An 18,371-nucleotide genomic window follows, 5' to 3' on the forward strand; every position below is an offset into this window, starting at 1 on the left:
GGATGGCTTACAAGATAACCGATTTTTTGACCGACCTTATCTATCTGGTAGAGCAGAGATGGGTGGGATCTGATCAAATTTGGGGTTTGGTAGATAAGGCTGGTTTGATTGATATTTCACAGAAAATTTCATTTTTTCGTGAATTAAAAAAGCTTATACGTTTGATCCCCCAAGAGATTTTTGCCGATGAAGAGCAACGTCAAAATATGATTAATGCGGCACAACAAGCTCAAGACCGAGCCATTGAAGAGGAAGAGGATATGTTTGATGGATTGGATTAATAGTGCGGTCGATGAGTTCTGCCGTATATCCGGTGTGGTCTCTGATTTTTCTACATCGGCAATCGTGCAACTCTCTTTCGAGCAGAGGGGCTTATTGAATATTGAAGTGGTACAGGAGCATCTGGTGTTATTTCTGATCCGTGATCTCGAGTGGCATCATCGCAGCGAGGCGCAAGTTAAGGCTCTGCGTTTGTGCCATATCGGGCAAGGTTGGCCGTACCTGATAAGAAGCGGCATGTTAGGCCAAGAGTCTCTGGTTTTGTCGGCGAGTATTCCCGTAGAAGATGTGACCTTGCCAATGATAGAACAAGCATTTGGCTTGTTGAGCCGTTTACATGATGAGATTGAAGTGAGATGAGTAAGGTTACGGCTGCCCATATAGGCATAGAACACCTCAGCTTTCACTCGAGTGATGAGTTAGATAATCCATTTCCTGCACGCTTTAGCTTGCCACCCGATGGGGAAGCGATTCCGACTCATTTGGATAAGCTCTATGAGTTGTCACCGGGTGAGCGCACCTTAAAATCTCTATCTAATCCTAAAATCAGTGATATGAGTCTGCTGAGGCCGAAACAGTATCAAGATACGTTTAAGGAAATCACAGAGCAACTCGAGCGATTAGCCAGCCAGTTAAAATCTGATGATTTGCAAGATGCGCTAGCCCTAATGAAGCAGACTAAGCTAGATCAAGACTACCTGTCCCTTGCCTTTCACCTATTGCTGAGAGTGTGAAGTGTCGATATTAAATCAATCCCAGATAGAAGTCCTGCACCTGCATGGGTGTCTACAGATGCAATACCAACATCCTAACAAGGCTGTTGTCTTGCTTAAAGCGCTTGTCTTGTGTGCCCCAGAGTTTAAACCCGCCCAATATACCTTAGCGCTAGCGTGTCTGGAGGCAGAAGAATATGAATCTGCAATTAAATGGTGCCGGACATTACTCGCTGAAAGTAACGACTCAGACAAACCCGCCTTATTTCTTTGCCTGAGTCGCGCCTATTGGCGCTTAGATAAAGCAATAGAGGCGAGAGAAGCCTATGGCTTCTATATCGATATGAATGTGAATAGCCAAGCAGAACAATTAAGCGGTACTCAATGAACAATTTAATGAATGTGTTGAACAAAGTCGGTCAGCGCAAAGATATCATGTTGGCAGTTTTACTCCTCGGGGTCATCTTCATGATGATTCTCCCTCTGCCTACTGCACTCGTGGATGTCTTGATTGGTATCAATATCACCATTGCCGTTGTCTTGCTGATGTTGGCCATCTATATCAAGTCGCCTCTGGAGTTCTCGGCTTTTCCTGTGGTCCTGTTGATCACGACCATCTTCAGGCTATCGTTATCTATTACCACTACGAGACTGATTCTATTGCAAGCCGATGCGGGTCAGATTGTTTATACCTTCGGTAATTTCGTGGTCGGCGGCAATTTAATTGTGGGTCTGGTTATCTTCTTGATCATCACCATAGTGCAATTTCTGGTGATCACTAAGGGCTCTGAGCGTGTCGCCGAAGTGAGTGCTCGTTTCTCCCTCGATGCCATGCCAGGCAAGCAGATGAGTATCGATGGTGACATGCGCGCGGGTGTTATTGATGTCAATGAGGCCAGAGAGCGCCGTTCTGTGATCGAGAGAGAGAGTCAGATGTATGGCTCCATGGACGGTGCGATGAAGTTTGTTAAGGGAGATGCTATCGCAGGTTTAGTGATCATCTTCGTCAACATTCTTGGTGGTGTGACCATAGGTATCACCCAAAAGGGCATGTCAGCCGCCGAGGCATTGCAGTTATTTTCCGTATTGACCATAGGTGATGGACTTGTCTCTCAGATCCCCGCGTTGCTCATTGCCATCACGGCTGGCATGATAGTTACCCGTGTCGATAATGACAATGCATCGGATATGGGATCTGAGATTGGTGAGCAAGTCACTGCCCAACCCAGAGCCCTGATGATCGGTGGTGCCTTGTTAGTGCTATTTGCATTTATCCCCGGCTTTCCCACTATGACTTTTCTTATTCTAGCCTTGATCGTGGGTGGTGGCGGCGCTTTAATTAACTTTAATAATAAAAAACAACTGGTTAATCAATCTGATGATCTACCTGCTTTCTTAGCTAATGGTGCAGGTGCACCAGCGGCTAAGTCTAAAAATGCCCCAATGCAGAATAATGGCAATAAGTTAGGTAACAAGGAGGAGTTTGCCTTAACTGTGCCCTTGATGATCGACATAGATGCCAGCCTACAGTCCCATCTCGAGGCCATCTCGCTTAATGATGAACTCGTCAGGGTGAGAAGGGCCCTGTATCTGGATCTCGGCGTGCCATTTCCCGGTATTCACCTACGTTTTAACGCCAACCTAAGTAATCAAGAATATGTGATTCATCTGCAGGAAGTACCTGTAGCCAGAGGACGTATAGTCAAAGAGAAGTTACTGGTGACCGAAGGTTCGGAGCAGCTTGAGCTATTGAATATAGATTACGACAGGGATGAAAATTTCCTGCCGAGTATCGATACTATCTGGGTCAAGGAAAGCAAGTTGGACACTTTAGATAAATCGCGTATCGGCTTTCTTACCCCAGATCGAATCTTAACTTATCATCTGTCTCACGTGCTTAAAGAGTACGCCGAAGATTTTGTCGGAATTCAGGAGGCGCGCTATCTGCTGGAAGAGATGGAGGCAAGTTATGGTGAGTTGGTCAAAGAAGCCCAACGTATGGTGCCACTGCAGAAGATGACAGAGATCCTGCAGCGACTGGTGTCGGAAGATATCTCCATCAGAAATTTGCGCACCATACTCGAGGCTATGGTGGAGTGGGGTCAGAAAGAGAAAGATGTGGTGCAATTGACCGAGTATATACGTACCAGTCTCAAGCGTTATATCTGCTACAAGTATTCCAATGGCCAGAATGTGTTGCCGGCATATTTACTCGATCAGCAACTGGAGGAAACCATACGTAACGGTGTGCGCCAGACCTCGGCTGGAAGCTACCTCGCCTTAGATCCGTCCGTCACCCAGGAGTTTCTCTCAAAAGTTAAGCAGACCGTGGGTGACTTAAGCAAGATGAACAATAAGCCTGTGATGGTGGTATCCATGGATATACGTCGTTATGTGCGTAAATTGATCGAAGCGGATTATTACGACTTGCCTGTGTTGTCATTCCAGGAGTTGACTCAGCAGATCAATATTCAGCCATTGGGTAGGGTAGGAATGTGAGTAAGCATCATGACAGCTTGAGCCAGTATTTTATCGACCTAGGTTATCGAATTGCCCCTTATTATTGGCAACAAACGGACATAGAGCTGGGAACGGCCATCGAGTTGGATCAAGCCCTACTGGTTTATCGTGTCGAGCCGGAACGTAAGCGAGTACTCATCGTCAAATTCAGCCGCAAAGATTCAAAAGTTGGCCTGAGTAGCCCCTTTAAACCTCTGTATATCTTGGCCGAGGCCGCCATCCAAGTGTTTGGTAAAGCGTACCGGTTGGAAGGAGAAGTGGATGTATTTCGTGGCAGTCGTCTCAGTAATAAGCGACTGGCACGCTATTACCAACACACGGGGGCTGAGCTGGACATGGAAACCGGACAATACTCCCTGCTGTTAGCGAATCTGAGGAATATTCATTGATACGGCTGTCGGGTGTTCACAAAGTGATAATTTTACGCCTCTGAGTTACAGCCTTAAAAAGATTCACATTTTACTATGGAGAACATATGGCAGAACCTGAACATAATGCATTTGTGGCTACAATCGCCGAGGCACAGAAGGCGATAGATAATGCAGATCAAAGAACTGAATTAGTGAGTGAGATGCTTGCAGGTTTAGGGGTTAGTCATCTCGCTGCCAGTGCCATTTTTGATAATCAGGCCATGGATCCTAAGCTGACTCAACAGGCCGAGAAAGACTTGCTCCATGAGGTGCATCGTCAGCGACGGGCCGCATTGGCAGCTAATCCCACATTGGGAGTCAAGGACAGCAAGAAACGTAGACCGACCATGATGCGTGGCATGATGATTTAACTAAGGAATGAAAGTATGGCAATAAGTCCTATAGCTACAACTCCGGCCGACATTGTTTCTCAGGTGATGGAGGCATCACAAGGTCAAAACTTAGAAGCGCTGAAAACTTTTGCTTCTAAGATACAAGAAAAGTTACAAGATGCAGATAATAATATCTGGTCAACGGCTGACGATAGTATCTTTACACCTAAATCAGGTACGGATCTTACTCCCGAGCAGCGACTGAGTGACTTTCAACGTTTCTGGAGCTTAGTGCTTAATCAGTTAGTTTCAACTGGCCAAGATCCTCAAGAATTGTTAAAAGCCGATGGCACAGGCACATTGTTTAACAGATTGAATACAGATTTAGAGGCCTTGTTTGCTAAAGTCCCCTCAGGTCAGACAATTGGTGCCTCAGATATGAAACATCTTGCCCTGTTATCTGTATTCTCTGAGCGATTAGACAGTCCCATTTTAGTGACATACCAAGATAGATTGTTTACCAACCAAGCCAAACGTGACGCCGCCCAGGAAGAGCTGAAAGGCTTGTCTAATGAGTTGAAAATTTATGGAACCATCCAGAGTAAGTTACACGCAGCTCTGGCTAATGGTTCGGAATACAAGTCAACCGATGCGCTAACTGCTAGTGATTTTGGCTTCGATAGTGATGCAGATTACAAGGCATCCGACGTCTATAAAAAGCTAAAAAGTATTACGAGTAACACTTCAGGTCCTATATCGAGTAAAGATTTTTTAACGGCGATAGGGATCACCGCTAAAGATAAATATTCGGGCGATGATTTAAAGGAGCAATTACCTAACTTAGGCACGTCTATCTCAGATAAATCTAAGCTGATCAACGATGATGTTAGCCTTAAGACTACTGAGCTGAATCAAATCTCATCTACCTACAACAGCACTGTCGAGGCGATAAATCGTTTCGTGCAGAAATACCACAGTGTGATGCAGGACATATTGCGTCAAATATAGGATCCGTTATGGCTGAACAAACACAAACACAAGATAACAATTACGAAGATGAGCTGCTCTCATTTCTGGAAGATGGCGGCACCATGGGGATGTTACGTAATATTCCCGATGATGCCATAGAGCAGATGTATGCCGTCGCCTTTAATTATTACGAGTCGGCTAAATATGATGAGTCCCATAAAATATTTCAGCTCTTATGTACTTTAGATCATTATCAGGTGCGATTCTTCATGGGGCTGGGAGCCTGCCGTCAGGAGATGAAGCAGTATGAGTTAGCCGTCGATGCTTACAGTTTTGCCACCTTGATTGATGTGAATGAACCTAGGGCCCCTTTTCATGCCGGAGAGTGTCACTTAGCTCTGGGCAATATGGAAGCGGCTGAGAGTGGGTTTTATACCGCCAGTCATTTAGCAAAGAAACAGCCAGCTTACTCCGAGCTGGCGCAGCGAGCCAGTGCAATGCTGGAGGAGATAACTAAACAAGGAGTTACATAATGAATCAGATCACGTTAACTAATCCGTTGGCCCAGAGTGCTACGCTCTTGGATACGGAGCAAGGGATCACCAATGCTAAGTTGGAGAAAAAGCAGGAGCAGGGAGTTACGGTAAGTAGAAATGCCGAGCAACAAGCTTCTGTAGGCACTAATAGGCCGGGGGTCATGCTGGAAAAACCTAACCCGCTTATGAATACCAGCTCCCTTACTAGCGCCGAGAAAACCTTCAATGAACTCAGCTCGTTGATGAATAGTAATCAGCCGGCCGTTAAGGAGTTATTGGATAAAACTGGTGATATGTTTGCCAAGTTTTTAACCTCTTCATTTCAAAATGGTGCGGGTCTACCTAAAGAGCTAGCTAAAGGTGCCGAATACGGTATCGGCAGTGCGTTTATTGCCCTGTCTGCATCTTCGGTGGAAGATTTTGAAATTGAGTTAGCCAAGACGACCACTGAGCTTGAAAGGGCGCAGAATAAGTTAAAAGCCGAAGAGATAAAACGAGTTAGATCTGAGAACGAAGCCCAGATGAAAGATAACCAAGCCAAGATAAAAGAATCTGAAGAAGCGGCTCAAGAAGCTAAAAAATCAGGTCTTTTTGGTAAGATTTTTGGTTATATCAGCGCTGCTTTGTCGATCATTATCGGTGCAGTCATGATAGCAACAGGCGTAGGCGCAGTAGCGGGTGCGGCCATGATTGCCGGAGGCGTATTTGGTATCGTCTCACAGGTATTACAAGAACCTGCTGTACAGAGTGCACTTAAAGATGCCGGCATCAATGTCGAAGCATTTCAGAAAGTGATGATGGCACTAGAGATTATTTCGGCTGTGGTGAGTACCGTGGCTTCGTTTGGCGGCGCAGCCGCAGGTAAAGCCGCTCAGCTTGCCGGAAAAGTAAGTACCAAAATAGCATCCGGACTGACAAAGGTCGCCGATAAGTTAGATGACCTTGCCAAGTTAGGCACTGCAATTAATAAATTTGGTACCGCTGCCACTAAGGTCAGAACCATATCTACGATTACCGAAGTCGGTGCCAATGTTGCTCAAGGTACGGCGGGTACGGTTAATACTGCTTTTCAGGCTAACGCCGTTGGCAAGCAGGCCGAGACTGAGGATAGTAGGGCCGAGGTATTGGCTATGCGGGCGGTCATAGATCGTCTCAAAGAGGAGATCAGCCGTATGAGTCAAGAGTTCCAGGAAGTCATGCAGATGATCATGCAGATGATTAATGCTAATGGTGACTCTATGAAAGAAATCTTAAGCCGTCCAGCGGCGGTATAGGAGTAAGTTATGAGTTTAGTAATACAAAGCGGTACGACGACCCTGACTTCTGTGAATGATGTCACGTCGATCAATCAGGTTAATTCAAATAAGACGACACAAGCTGCGGCAGAAGACTCTGAGTTACTCAGTATTAAACAAGGTAACCGAGTCGTACTCGAAGCACCTCGTTCAGCCTTAGATCCGACTCAGATAATCAAGCTGGATAAACTGTTGGATTTGGTTAATTCTGGTGATTTTAAGAAAAACATTGGCGATGCGGTCGACAAAGTACAGAAAGCGTTAAGTGAGTTTCTGAGCTCTGTGGGTGTGGGTGGTAAGAATGAGTCTACCAGCAAAGGCGCATTATCGGATATTTTCGAACTGATGATCTTATTGTTCCAATTGGCTAAAGATAACCGAGAACTCAATATTACTCAGCGGGATATCGCCACAACGGCATCTGTTGCATCGATAAAAGCCCAGGCGAGTGAGTTAAGAAGTGCGAAGGGAGCCCTGATTGCCATGGCTGTGGTCAGTGGTGTTCTAGCGGTCACCAGCGCCGTGATGGGCGCGTTATCGGCTAAGAAGAGCATCAATCAGCTCGGTGAGAGCGGTAAGGTTAACAGTCAACTTACACAACAGCAGAATTTTAAAGATACCCTGAAAGGCTTGCAAGATGACGGCAAGAATGTGTCCGGGGCTTTACGTGGCACTAAGTCTGAGATAAAGAAATTGGGTCAACAAAACTTTGAAATAGATACCTTGCTTAAGGCGCGAGATTCTCGTGGCCAAGCCCGTAATGCTGTTTTGCAAGGGGTGGGACAAGTATCGAATAATATCGGTAGTGTCTATCAAACTGAGGCTCAGGCGTCTCAGAAAGAGGAAGAGGCGGAGGGAACCTTAAGTCAGGCAGAGAAGCAGAAGGCGGATGACCGTATCGGCTACGATGATAACTTCTTAAAAGAGGTACGTGATATCTTACGTGCTATCGGTGATAGTTATAATCAGGCTTGGAAAGCGGCGTCGACTCCAGCCTAGCCATTTAGCGTAATACTAAAAAGTGGTGAATCAATTCACCACTTTTTTATCCACTTCTAAACATCTCACTCATTTTCAATTTTCTATATCAATCGATATTAGATCAGTTTTATCTGCCTATCTTTTAACGATTTTGCTGATATGTCATCCGTTACCGAGGTGAATAATCCATCGATTTTTTGCTGAGGAACTTGGGGGAATCTGTCGATAAGCAAGTGGCGTAACCTCTGAGCCGACTGTTGTTTCGAGACTAAGGGGCTAGCTTGAGAAATTAAGCCGATATGCTTATCTTTAAACAATACAGAAGAGGCCTGAGCTACTTCAGTTTGAGTCTGGGGTGTCTGGTAGATCACACCTTGTTTGTCACCGATATTATTAGCCATAATATCTATACCTTGATCCCACTGATATTAGTCAAATGATGGCGTTCAAATTCACCTTCAGGCTCTAAATCTTCGATATTCAAGAGTTCCGCCCACCTCTCTGCTTGTGCTACCTGTTCGGCCAATATCGTTTCAAATTGAGCGAAGTCGAGAGTCTCAACATCGATATGTTGGTAGAGGCAAAGCTGCTGTTCTTCCAGATTAAGTCCGAATACGAGTCTGTGCTCACTCCAGTGATAATTGAACGCAAGTAAAGAGCGTAAAATTGCATCGTCCAGGTTGGCACATTCGGTTATTTGGGCTTCAAAGATCAGTAGCTCTTTTTCAGCTTGATAGATGATGCGAACAACAAGCTTGTCATCGAATGAAAGGCTAACTGAATTATCTTTTAAAGCCAGATCGGTAAGACCTATGCTGTCACCAAAATTTTGTAAAATAGAATTAATTTTGAGCGATACATCCATAGTTAAGTCCTGTTAAGGCTGAACAATAATCGCTCCATTTTATCAATATGTAGGCCAAACAATTGTTGTAATTCGCTGTGATTTTTTAGCTGGTGGTCGCCATGTCTCTCACCAGCTATCGGCTTGTATACTTCGTGTTATTCTTTTAGAACGTAATTGGCATATAAAGTTTGTGAGCAGAAATTGAGATGGTTACAGCCGGGGGGGATAGTGAAGTTTAGACAATTATCTATGGCGCTAATGGGGGTTAGTTTGCTAAGTGCCTGTGTCGATGTCAGTGTGACTCGAGTGCTGCAGCCTATCGCTACGACTAATCGAGTTGAAACGAACTCGGAGCAAGGGGCTAATGTGACTGGGTGGGTCTCATTCGAAAATTATGTCCCGGCTCACGCTTCTAAATTGACCGTTACCTTATATATGAAATATGAAGGGCAGAAATTGGTTGTCGCTAAACAGGTTTACCAGAATAGTCATCTGCCAGTGCGTTATTTTTTTGCCGTCGCACCGATTCAATCTGGTCAGGGACACATGTTGCTTGAGGCTAAGTTGGAGGTTAATGGCAGACTGAAGGGGGTTGCCAGTTCAGATTATTTTTATCACTTAGGCACAAGCAAGTTAGATTTAATCTTGAAACCATCCCATTGAATACCCAGAAAACTCATATAGAGCCTTCTCGATAACAGCCTTTGAGCTATTAAATTGTGAAATATTTGGCTTTATCTTTTCGTTATTATAGAGAAAAATTATGACTCTTGCTTTTAAAGCTAGTATCGAAAACCTTTCAAATCGATTAGATCTCGTATCTCAAGAGTTGGACAATAACCTCTTTAGCATAACTATTGACGAGCGCTGGCCAGTACATTTCAGTGATCTTAATGGAGAATATGTGGTGTTATTCACCTCACTTGGAAAGTTGTCAAATCCTCAAATTGCTATGAGATTGTTAGCCGATAACCTTTTTGATTCTAACCCAATTAGGCCAAGGGTTGGTTTAGATGATACTAGTCAGAACTTGCTGCTGTGGTCTCAAGTTGCCTATAGCGAATGCGATGAAACTACTTTATATCATGCATTAACGGTATTTATTGAGCGTGCCAATGTATTCGATAGCTGGTTAGGTGAAGCTATATTGGCAGAGGAAACGCCTTTACAGAATCAGGAAGTTTCTCAGTTTATCAGAGTGTAAAGCTATAAGGTTAAATGGGCAGCACCTTAGGTGAAGCCCATTTAATTTTGAGGGCGACTTTAAGCTTAGCCTGTGTAGTTGTTTCTGACGTTGAATTTCCCTGCATCATCATCTTTTGGTCGACAGAAGTGACAGATCAATTGATCTTGTACACTAGGACCACAGGTATCTTTTAGTGCCTGGATTACATCTGAGAAATGCACCCCTTTGGCTTCTCTATTCAACAATAAAAAATCGAATGATTCCACGCTTTCTCCTCGATTCATCTCACCAATGAATTGAGCTGCCTGCTCAGGTTGAGTGCCAATACCTCCACTGAGTTTATAATCTGTAGCCTGACGGCTGAAGGAAGCATAAATTTGTGAATCTTCTTTAAATTCAACATGGCCATCTTTAAGCTTTTCTGCAAAGCCCATGGTTCTGGACACTAAGGTGTTGTTGGTTGTAGATGCAAACTTTAGCTCCAGACCTTCGGGTTTTTGAAATGTTTTATGTTCGCCTCTTGCGCCGCCGTGTGAGGAGAAAAGAACACTGTGATTATCTCCTTGTTGACGATTTACACTGCCAAAAAGATAGGCTATCTCTTTTCCATCGATTGAGATTGGTTGAATGTTCACGCCATAGGTTTGTTCTAGCCTTGCTATTTCAGCCGGAGGTAAATTTGTTCTGTTGACCGTAATATTTTCACCTGTTGCAATACGCTCCTCGATCCCGTGTTGACTAAACTTTGCTTGTGCCTGATTTAAGTCAGATACGCGGAAAGTACCAGCATTGGGGATATGTACGCCGAAAGTCCCAGGTTTTGATTCACTCTTCCAAATTGCAGCCTGATTTGATGAAGAGTCTGGTTTTGAATTGAGAGTCGCGACTTCATTTCCCCATCTTCCCTTAACTTCATTGCCAAATTGGGTATGTTTAAACTCGGTTATTTTGGTTTGGGCTTCCTGTAATGAGTTTGACTTAGTGAAACCGACTCCAGGTAGATTGATTCCATAGGCTCCAGGTGTACTTGCGCTAGGCCAGATGGCCAGTGAGTCTAATTTGACTGATGGTCTGGATGTTAGTGCAGTAATATCACTACCAACCTCCTTATCGATCAGTGTCTGTAGCTGCTGGTTTATTGTTTCGTTTTGATTAAGGTGTGACAGTGTTATTTTCGGCGATAATGGAGGTAAAGTATGCTGTTGGATTTGTGGTTTTGTGCCGCGATGAGGCACCGCTGGTGCCTCGCGTGGAGGTAGCTCTGGTGCTTGAGATTGATGACGAGCAGCAGCGTTTAATAATATCTGAGCGTCTCCTAAGCTAAGTTGTGCCCCTTTTAAGCCTTTAAAGATCACTTCACCAGAACGGTTTCCCTGACCTAAATCGAAATTTTTAACATTTTTTAGCAGTTGTGATACTTCTTGATTATTGAGGCTAGTGTTTTTCACGTGTCGCAGGACTTCTTTAGAAAAATTGGACTCAGATTGTGCGACTCCGTGTTGTACTGCTAGGCCGTTAAATCGGCCCTTGGGGGGGGGGTTAGCCTCTATACTCCCATTTTTATTTCTTGCAGATTGATCTATATCAATCTGCTGATTAACAAAAGTTTGGAGTGTATTGATATTTAATGGCATATGAGTAATCCCTTTAATTAACTTTACTCATGATATTTTCTAATGCTTTATCTGGCAGTCATTTTTAGTTTTAATTTTGTGATTTTTAGCCTTAAATACTCTGAACCTACTCGGAATCGTATTATCTAGTACCTTCGTGCATATTACTTTGCCTTCTAGTAATAAGCCTTCCTAGTCTTAGTTTTGTTTTTTATATCTCATTAAGCCCCCACAGTTCCATCGCCATACAAATGTATCAATATGTGTTCCCTATATTCACGTCGATGTAACATATTTTTGTTGTTGTCGGTTTTCTATTCACTTATCTTGACTAATAATTGTTTTTGTCTTTGTTGGTGCTGGGTTTTTCTGTCGATTGTTTTTATTTTGGTGGTAATCATCGGCTTTGAATTCACTTGAATTAATCACTTTGTATGGGTTTGTGGGGTTTTTTAATATTTTTTTCTAGTTGGTTGTTCTTTAAGTGGCGCCAATCAAACTTTGGGTGGTTAAGCCTATTGAGTGGATTATGCTGCAGTTCTAACTTGCTTGCTTTTTAACATATCTAAAACTTAAAAGTTACCTCCTGATTGATAAATGAGCTTAGTTTTTATTTGGTAGGGTGAAATTTATTTGTTGTTAGCTCTTTCTTATTTGGTTGTTAATTACCGTGGGTGCATTTTGTCTTGTTTGTTGCCCTTGGTTGGCCTCGGGTAAATTTTTTTATCGAATGTTTTTTTACTTGTATCTAATGCTCTATTTTTAAACGAATTAAGTTAAATGTTAATTTTGATTGCGCTTAGTATGTGAAATATTGTCTTTTTTTTTATTAAATATAAGTCTAGAATGCTTCGCTTCGTATTTGAGTTGGTTAAATATCAACCTGCGATAAATATAAAAACAACAAGACTAAATACCTAAAATACACTCAACATCGATTGAGTAAACTTATTCTTCGTCCATGTTATGCATGCCGAAATAAAATACAGAAGCTGTAAGAAGGGGTTATGGGGAATCCAATCGAACTTGTTTCTCAATGTGACTTACAAATAAATACGAGTCTTGTGTGCGATTTTATTGCTTCTGGTGGTTCAGAAGTTAAGACGATTCAAGACGATGTTTTACTGTATGTCCAAGTGGGAGCAATTACTATTCAATCTGCAGATGAAACCTTGACCATCCAAGCTGGTGAAGCGGGTTTCATACGCAGAGGAGAATATCTGTTTGAATACTTTTCTGATACTAGTGCGGGAAAAGTTGAGACGATTTCTGTCTTTTTTAATACAGATTTTCTTAAATCATTCGTTCAGCGTCATGCTGAAACGCTCGCATCTTTTGTTGCCATGGGCCAACAATCGAGAGTTGTCGCTAAGTTGTCAATAAATGAGCTCGTGAAGCAGACTTTGGATGGTCTGTTTTCTGTGATCGAATTTAAGTTGCCAGGCATCTTGTATGAGCTAAAACTCGAGGAGTTGTTGTTATTAATTGTACATTCCAGCTCAGGTGGTGACTTGTGTCGTTTGCTACGCCAACAGGCTAACCGCTCTTCGGATCGTCTGCATGCGTTTATGGAGAAATACTACCTGAAAGAGTGGAAGTTGAGTGAGTATGCAAGAGAGTTTGGCGCTAGCCTGACTACGTTTAAAGAGTTATTCCATGAAGTTTTTGGAGTTTCCCCTCGAGCATGGATCACCGAGAGACGCTTGTTATATGCCTATAACCTCTTGTTGAGTAGTGAAACGCGTATCGTAGATATTGCAATCGAGGCCGGATTTTCCAGTCAGTCATATTTTACTCAGAGTTATCGTCGCCGCTTCGGGATCACCCCAAGTAAGGTACGTTCACAGTTGAGTTTGTCTTCAGGCTAAAATTTTCAGACGTTTTGTGTAAGTCTGAAAATGATAACGACGATAAAATTGGTCATGAATACTATCTGAGGATGTGTAATGACATGGGAATCGATGAATAAGTCAAAATTTAAAGGACGAAAGATTAGCCTTGTGGCGGGTGATACATCCGGCTCTAGGGCAAGTTTGTCTGTGGCCTCATCTGTTGTCAATGTAAGCCATAAGAAGTTGGTCGAGATTGGGGTGGTGAGTGAGCAGCAGTTACTCTTGCTAAAACGTATCATCGAGCGCCGTATTCTCGATTGTATCTTGGCCAGTGATTACATCAATGCCTGTGTCGATTTTGGTATATCTCTTACTAAGAGTGATTTAAAAATATTCCTGCAAATCAGTGCCGATATTTTTAGACACAGCCAGAAACGCCAGATGCACGAGCTCTTAGCCGAGATTAATGCAAGTTTGCTGCCCAAGTTTAATCTGGGGCATATCGAGATGTTAGCCAAGCTGGTATATCAATCTTTCGAGTCTTGGTTATTGAAGAAAAATGACAGCCATGATGAAGACTTGCTCAGTGAGTATCAGGCCCTAGTGATCTTGAAATCTCAACTAGAGACCAAAGTGAAGTTCTGGGATGGTTTAGTGGTTAATGATGTCAATAAAGCCTATTTAGAAGCTCATGTAAGCGAGGCCTGTAACGGGCTAAAGCAGTGTGAATTGCAATTATCACGACTCGAGCCCTCCATCCAAGCACTAAAAGTGTATAGACAGCAGGTTGTAGATGCCTTGCTTTTTTCTTTTAAGGAGCTGATTTCACAAGGAGTTAGCCCACAATCATTCTCCTCTTGCCTAGCCCGTATATCCTTGGGTTTACCTGAGCTAACTGGTGTGTTGAATATGATAAATGATCTGACTTTAGGTCATGAAACTGATCATGCCAGTTTAGGTGCTTGGTTGATAAACGCCAATTCGATGCCATCGAATACCCTTTTCGAAGTGAAGAGAACCAAGAGTTACCAGATCAGTCCCCTATGGAAGCAAGTAAGCCGATGAAGCTAGAAGAAACATTAAGCGCTCTACTGGCGGCCTTGAGTGATGACTTGAATCAAGCAATCTTCGTTGCGAATTCTGATGGACGCTATAGCCTGAGTTTCGACGATGTGTCAGTCGAATTTTATCTGAGTCATGGTTGGCTGATCATTGAGAGCGATCTTAAGTGTGATCTGTCCCAAGGTTTGAATTATCAACAGGAAAGTGCACTGGAAAAGGTCATGCAGCAGGCACTGGTTAATGTGAGATCCCATGCATCTGTGCTGGCAATCAATGAGATGAACCGCTTGACTCTGGTTCAGCGCGTCGAGGCTGAAGTCTTACCCAGTGCTTTTATCACTATGGTTAATCATCAGGTGGATATTGCCGAGAGATATCAAGAACTAATGCAGCAGCATACTTTAGCAAGTTCGGATCAGAATCGAGTGTGGTTACCTTAATGAAGTGGATTAACTCAGGTACTTACTCACGCGCCTTGTGGAGCATAGGCTTAAGCTTGCTGTCCATGACCGCTTTGGCACAGCCATTGGACTGGGTGGATCGCGATTTTAAATATTACGCTAATAATGATTCATTACGGGATGTCATCACTAACTTTGCGACTAATTATGGCGTCTCTGCTGCGGTAAGCGGGCAAGTCTCTGAGCAGATAAGTGGTCGATTCTCGCCGGATGATCCGGAAGCATTCTTGAATTATTTGGCTAGTTTGTACAACCTGACCTGGTATTACGATGGTGCCGTTTTATATGTTTATAAGGCAGTGGAAACTCAGTCTAAGTTGATTCAATTGAATCAAGTACCGGTTGAGGAGTTACGGGAAACTTTAGAGTCTACTGGAATTTGGGAAGAAAGATTTGGCTGGAGAGCGATAACCGGAAAAGGCAGTGTTTACCTTGCCGGGCCACCTAGATATGTGCAATTGGTGACTCAAGTTGCCGAAGTATTAGAGCTACATGAAAGCCAGCAAGTGGCTAAGAATGATGATTTCTATATCGAGATCATCCCTCTTAAATATGCCTCTGCTACCGACAGGAGCATCAGTTATCGCGACCAAGAGATCATAGTGCCCGGTGTTGCCACCATATTAGAAAATATCCTATCGGGCGTCGATGCCAACATAGTGAATCAAACTGAGGGGGAAGCCGATTTAGACGGAGAAACTCAGGTGAAGAGTCGTTTTCGTAACGGGGCTAAAGTGCAGGCCGAGCCAGGGCTTAACTCGATTATCGTTCGTGATTCCCGCTCAAGGCTACCGCTTTATCGTCGGCTGATCCAACAGTTGGATAAGCCTCAGCGTCAAATTGAAATTGGCTTGTCGATCATAGATATCAGTGTCAACGAACTCGAACAACTTGGGGTCGATTGGACCGTAGGCATCGAGGCCGGTGATAATCAAGTTATCGATATCAATACCACAGGCGATACTACTGGTGATATCACCCTAGGTAATGGCTTGGATTTTAGCTCAGTGTTGGATAAAACCAATCTTAACTACCTGCTGGCTCAAGTTAACCTACTACAGCAAGAGGGCAGCGGCCAGATCGTGTCCCGTCCGACTCTGCTGACACAGGAAAATGTCCAAGCAGTATTGAGTACCAGCGAGACCTTCTACATACAATTGATCGGTGAGAAGTCTCAGTCTCTTGAGAAAGTAACATCTGGAATGGTATTTAAGGTGATCCCCAGAATAGTGGGCGACAGAAATGCAGCCAGACCAGATATCAATTTGAGTCTGCAGATTGAAGATGGTTCTCAAATCCCCGATGGTGCAATCAACGGGGTGCCCTCGACCCGTAAAACAGAAATGAGCACCTTAGCTACGGTAAAGCAAGGTCAGAGCCTACTCATTGGTGGGGTATACCGTGACGAGATCACTCAGAGGTTACGTAAAGTTCCCTGGTTGGGCGATATTCCTTGGGTGGGTCAACTGTTTCGCTCGCAAGCTAATACTAAGAGAAGAACGGTACGCTTATTCATCGTAGAGCCCAGAATCATCACCCAAGGCCTGGGCAATAATATCGTGGTGGGTAATAACCAAGATTTACGCGGCCAGATGGTCGGGATCGAAGATATCTCAAATCTAAACCAAAGTTTCCGGTCCGCCTTGAGCTTTTATCGCTGTCAAACAACAGAGGAGGCAGTTCAACAGCAGCAGGGACTGCTCGGTGATGGAGTAAGTTCCCGCCGTCAGGACTGCAGATTGCCGACGGGTGAGATGGGGGCGAGAATCGTGCCTGGTGAGTGTGATGAATCAGATCTTAGCTGTTTTTTTCCAGCTGAAGAGGCGAACTAAATGACCCAATGGAAAATTAAACTGCTATCGGGAAGCCACGCTCAGGTTGAATTACCTCTCAGTGCCGGTGAATTCATTATCGGTAGTGATGAGTTGAATGCCGATATCGTGTTATCGGACAAGGATATTGATGCCAAACATGTGACTCTATCCGTTGCCGAGGCGATCACTTTAATCGAACTGCCTCAAGACAGTCAGATCTTCATTAATGATGAGCAGAAACAAACTCATTCAAGCTTGATCTTGGCCCGGGGGGACTCGGTCAGACTCGGTGCCCTATGTTTTGTGGTTGGTTGGCAGGAAGATGAATTGGGGCAAGCCTCAGTTCCTCAAGCAGGTGAGATTAAGCATCAGGTAGCTAATCAATCGGCAAGTTCATGGCGAAGATCTGTATTGATAGGGCTATTGCTTAGCCTGATCCCATGCACATTTTTGGTGATCCAGATGCAGGACTCTAATACCGATAAGAGTGCACAAATTACAGAGGCCGAGCCTATCGTCTTGGTTCGTAATGCATTGGAAATCTTACAGCTCAGTGATGTTCGAGTCGAGTGGAATGGCTTAGCCAATCAGGTGGAACTGGAAGGCTATGTTGAAACTAATCTTCAAAGAATTCAACTTCTTAATGAGATTGAATCTTTAGGCGTTAATTATCAGAGTCACCTGAGGGCGATGGATACCATACGTCGTGGGGTGAAGTTCATTTTGGGTAATCTAGGTTATCAGCAGGTACAGGTAAAAAATGGTGATTCGGCAGGCACGATTCTGCTGACTGGCTATATAGATGATGCCAGCCGTTGGAGTCAGGTCGAGAAGATTATCGAGAGTGACATACCGGGTTTGCTGGCATGGAAAGTAGAGTTGCAAAGAGCGGGTGCCTATCTGGATGAACTTAAAGAGATGCTGAGAGCCGTCAACTTGCTATCCAAGTTACAGCTGGTTAAAGCCGCAGATAGAATCGAGGCCAGAGGTGAGCTTAACGAAATGGAAAGTACCACCTTCTATAAGGTGGCTCGAGATTTCAGAGAGAAATTTGGTGATAAGCCCTACCTGGTACTCAAGTCGATTCCTAAGGTAAGCAAGGGGGCGAATATCGATTTTATCGTGCGGGCTGCAAATTTTGGCATCGTGCCCTATGTGGTGCTAGCGGATAACAATCGCTATACCCAAGGCACAAGGACACCGTCGGGCTATCTTATTATGAGGATCTCTGAATTTGGCATAGATATCGCCAAAGGAGATCAACAAATTACCATTAATTTTGGAGGCATAAATGACAGCGTCGCCAGTCAGTATGACGACATTGGAAGCGCGCTTGCGCGCCAATGATGCGGATAAAGAGATACAGAATATTCGACAAGATCTTCAGGATACATCTAACTGGACTAAGCGTCAGATGAACACTGGTTGTCGACCCGAAGAATATACACAACTAACTAAAGATTTAGAGGCGCTAAATGCCGCTAATCAAGTGTTAGACCAAATCCAATCCAAATGATGAGT

General features: G+C 43.9%; 22 protein-coding genes. 19 read left to right on the plus strand and 3 right to left on the minus strand.

Going from position 1 to position 18,371, the window contains the following annotated elements; genetic code table 11:
- Positions 1-2: 2 nt before the first annotated feature.
- The 11 genes from FS373_RS24665 (at position 3) to sctB (ending at position 8,053) form a co-directional block, all read left to right on the plus strand.
- Positions 3-281, plus strand: coding sequence for a TyeA family type III secretion system gatekeeper subunit (locus FS373_RS24665; protein ID WP_152830827.1), 279 nt, complete (start codon positions 3-5; stop codon positions 279-281).
- Positions 268-639, plus strand: a complete 372-nt coding sequence (gene sycN / locus FS373_RS24670) for a type III secretion chaperone SycN (protein ID WP_144048644.1) — start codon at positions 268-270, stop codon at positions 637-639. The genes FS373_RS24665 and sycN overlap by 14 nt, the downstream gene beginning before the upstream one ends.
- On the plus strand, positions 636-1,013 hold the full coding sequence (locus FS373_RS24675) for a YscX family type III secretion protein (protein WP_144048643.1): 378 nt from the start codon (positions 636-638) through the stop codon (positions 1,011-1,013). Before sycN ends, FS373_RS24675 begins: the two co-directional genes overlap by 4 nt.
- Position 1,014: 1 nt before the next feature.
- Positions 1,015-1,380: a tetratricopeptide repeat protein gene (locus FS373_RS24680; protein WP_144048642.1), complete on the plus strand. Its 366-nt coding sequence runs from the start codon at positions 1,015-1,017 to the stop codon at positions 1,378-1,380.
- Positions 1,377-3,491 carry a type III secretion system export apparatus subunit SctV gene (sctV, locus tag FS373_RS24685; RefSeq protein WP_144048641.1) on the plus strand — a complete coding sequence of 705 codons (2,115 nt, stop codon included), beginning with the start codon at positions 1,377-1,379 and terminating at the stop codon, positions 3,489-3,491. Before FS373_RS24680 ends, sctV begins: the two co-directional genes overlap by 4 nt.
- The gene (locus FS373_RS24690) at positions 3,488-3,901 is read left to right on the plus strand and encodes a type III secretion system regulator LcrR (protein WP_144048640.1); all 414 of its coding nucleotides are present in this window, start codon (positions 3,488-3,490) and stop codon (positions 3,899-3,901) included. The genes sctV and FS373_RS24690 overlap by 4 nt, the downstream gene beginning before the upstream one ends.
- A gap of 86 nt (positions 3,902-3,987) precedes the next feature.
- The gene (locus FS373_RS24695) at positions 3,988-4,293 is read left to right on the plus strand and encodes a type III secretion protein (RefSeq protein ID WP_144048639.1); all 306 of its coding nucleotides are present in this window, start codon (positions 3,988-3,990) and stop codon (positions 4,291-4,293) included.
- A gap of 15 nt (positions 4,294-4,308) precedes the next feature.
- On the plus strand, positions 4,309-5,262 hold the full coding sequence (locus FS373_RS24700) for a virulence-associated V antigen (RefSeq protein ID WP_144048638.1): 954 nt from the start codon (positions 4,309-4,311) through the stop codon (positions 5,260-5,262).
- A gap of 8 nt (positions 5,263-5,270) precedes the next feature.
- Positions 5,271-5,756 carry a SycD/LcrH family type III secretion system chaperone gene (locus tag FS373_RS24705; RefSeq protein ID WP_152830828.1) on the plus strand — a complete coding sequence of 162 codons (486 nt, stop codon included), beginning with the start codon at positions 5,271-5,273 and terminating at the stop codon, positions 5,754-5,756.
- A complete protein-coding gene (gene sctE / locus FS373_RS24710) occupies positions 5,756-7,033 on the plus strand; it encodes a type III secretion system translocon subunit SctE (protein ID WP_144048637.1) in 1,278 nt (425 codons plus the stop codon). The genes FS373_RS24705 and sctE overlap by 1 nt, the downstream gene beginning before the upstream one ends.
- A gap of 9 nt (positions 7,034-7,042) precedes the next feature.
- Positions 7,043-8,053 (plus strand): type III secretion system translocon subunit SctB, encoded by a 1,011-nt coding sequence (gene sctB / locus FS373_RS24715; protein ID WP_144048636.1) that lies wholly within the window; start codon positions 7,043-7,045, stop codon positions 8,051-8,053.
- A 98-nt stretch (positions 8,054-8,151) separates the two neighbouring features.
- On the opposite strand, the gene FS373_RS24720 is transcribed toward sctB, so the two are convergent.
- Both FS373_RS24720 and FS373_RS24725 read right to left on the minus strand, forming a co-directional pair.
- A complete protein-coding gene (locus FS373_RS24720) occupies positions 8,152-8,436 on the minus strand; it encodes a hypothetical protein (protein WP_144048635.1) in 285 nt (94 codons plus the stop codon).
- 5 nt (positions 8,437-8,441) lie between these two features.
- Positions 8,442-8,900 carry a type III secretion system chaperone gene (locus FS373_RS24725; protein ID WP_144048634.1) on the minus strand — a complete coding sequence of 153 codons (459 nt, stop codon included), beginning with the start codon at positions 8,898-8,900 and terminating at the stop codon, positions 8,442-8,444.
- A 210-nt stretch (positions 8,901-9,110) separates the two neighbouring features.
- Between FS373_RS24725 and FS373_RS24730 the strand changes: the two genes are divergently transcribed.
- Positions 9,111-9,545, plus strand: a complete 435-nt coding sequence (locus FS373_RS24730) for a YscW family type III secretion system pilotin (RefSeq protein ID WP_152830829.1) — start codon at positions 9,111-9,113, stop codon at positions 9,543-9,545.
- Between the two features lie 100 nt (positions 9,546-9,645).
- Complete coding sequence (locus FS373_RS24735; protein WP_144048632.1) at positions 9,646-10,086, plus strand: CesT family type III secretion system chaperone; 441 nt, start codon at positions 9,646-9,648, stop codon at positions 10,084-10,086.
- 65 nt (positions 10,087-10,151) lie between these two features.
- Here FS373_RS24735 and FS373_RS24740 read toward each other — a convergent pair whose 3' ends face one another.
- Positions 10,152-11,702: a putative adhesin gene (locus FS373_RS24740; RefSeq protein ID WP_152830830.1), complete on the minus strand. Its 1,551-nt coding sequence runs from the start codon at positions 11,700-11,702 to the stop codon at positions 10,152-10,154.
- A 986-nt stretch (positions 11,703-12,688) separates the two neighbouring features.
- Here FS373_RS24740 and FS373_RS32250 point away from each other — a divergent pair.
- From FS373_RS32250 to FS373_RS24770, 6 genes are all read left to right on the plus strand, one after another.
- Entirely contained in the window at positions 12,689-13,549 is an 861-nt protein-coding gene (locus FS373_RS32250; protein ID WP_144048630.1) for a helix-turn-helix transcriptional regulator, read from the plus strand.
- 78 nt (positions 13,550-13,627) lie between these two features.
- Entirely contained in the window at positions 13,628-14,578 is a 951-nt protein-coding gene (locus FS373_RS24750; RefSeq protein ID WP_152830831.1) for a T3SS regulon anti-activator ExsD domain-containing protein, read from the plus strand.
- Entirely contained in the window at positions 14,575-15,015 is a 441-nt protein-coding gene (locus FS373_RS24755; protein ID WP_194165931.1) for a CesT family type III secretion system chaperone, read from the plus strand. Before FS373_RS24750 ends, FS373_RS24755 begins: the two co-directional genes overlap by 4 nt.
- Entirely contained in the window at positions 15,015-16,868 is a 1,854-nt protein-coding gene (sctC, locus tag FS373_RS24760; protein WP_144048627.1) for a type III secretion system outer membrane ring subunit SctC, read from the plus strand. Before FS373_RS24755 ends, sctC begins: the two co-directional genes overlap by 1 nt.
- On the plus strand, positions 16,869-18,197 hold the full coding sequence (gene sctD, locus FS373_RS24765; RefSeq protein ID WP_152830833.1) for a type III secretion system inner membrane ring subunit SctD: 1,329 nt from the start codon (positions 16,869-16,871) through the stop codon (positions 18,195-18,197).
- Positions 18,142-18,366, plus strand: a complete 225-nt coding sequence (locus FS373_RS24770) for an EscE/YscE/SsaE family type III secretion system needle protein co-chaperone (RefSeq protein WP_144048624.1) — start codon at positions 18,142-18,144, stop codon at positions 18,364-18,366. The genes sctD and FS373_RS24770 overlap by 56 nt, the downstream gene beginning before the upstream one ends.
- Positions 18,367-18,371 lie beyond the last annotated feature (5 nt).

The sequence above is a fragment of the Shewanella sp. YLB-07 genome (genome assembly GCF_009377275.1).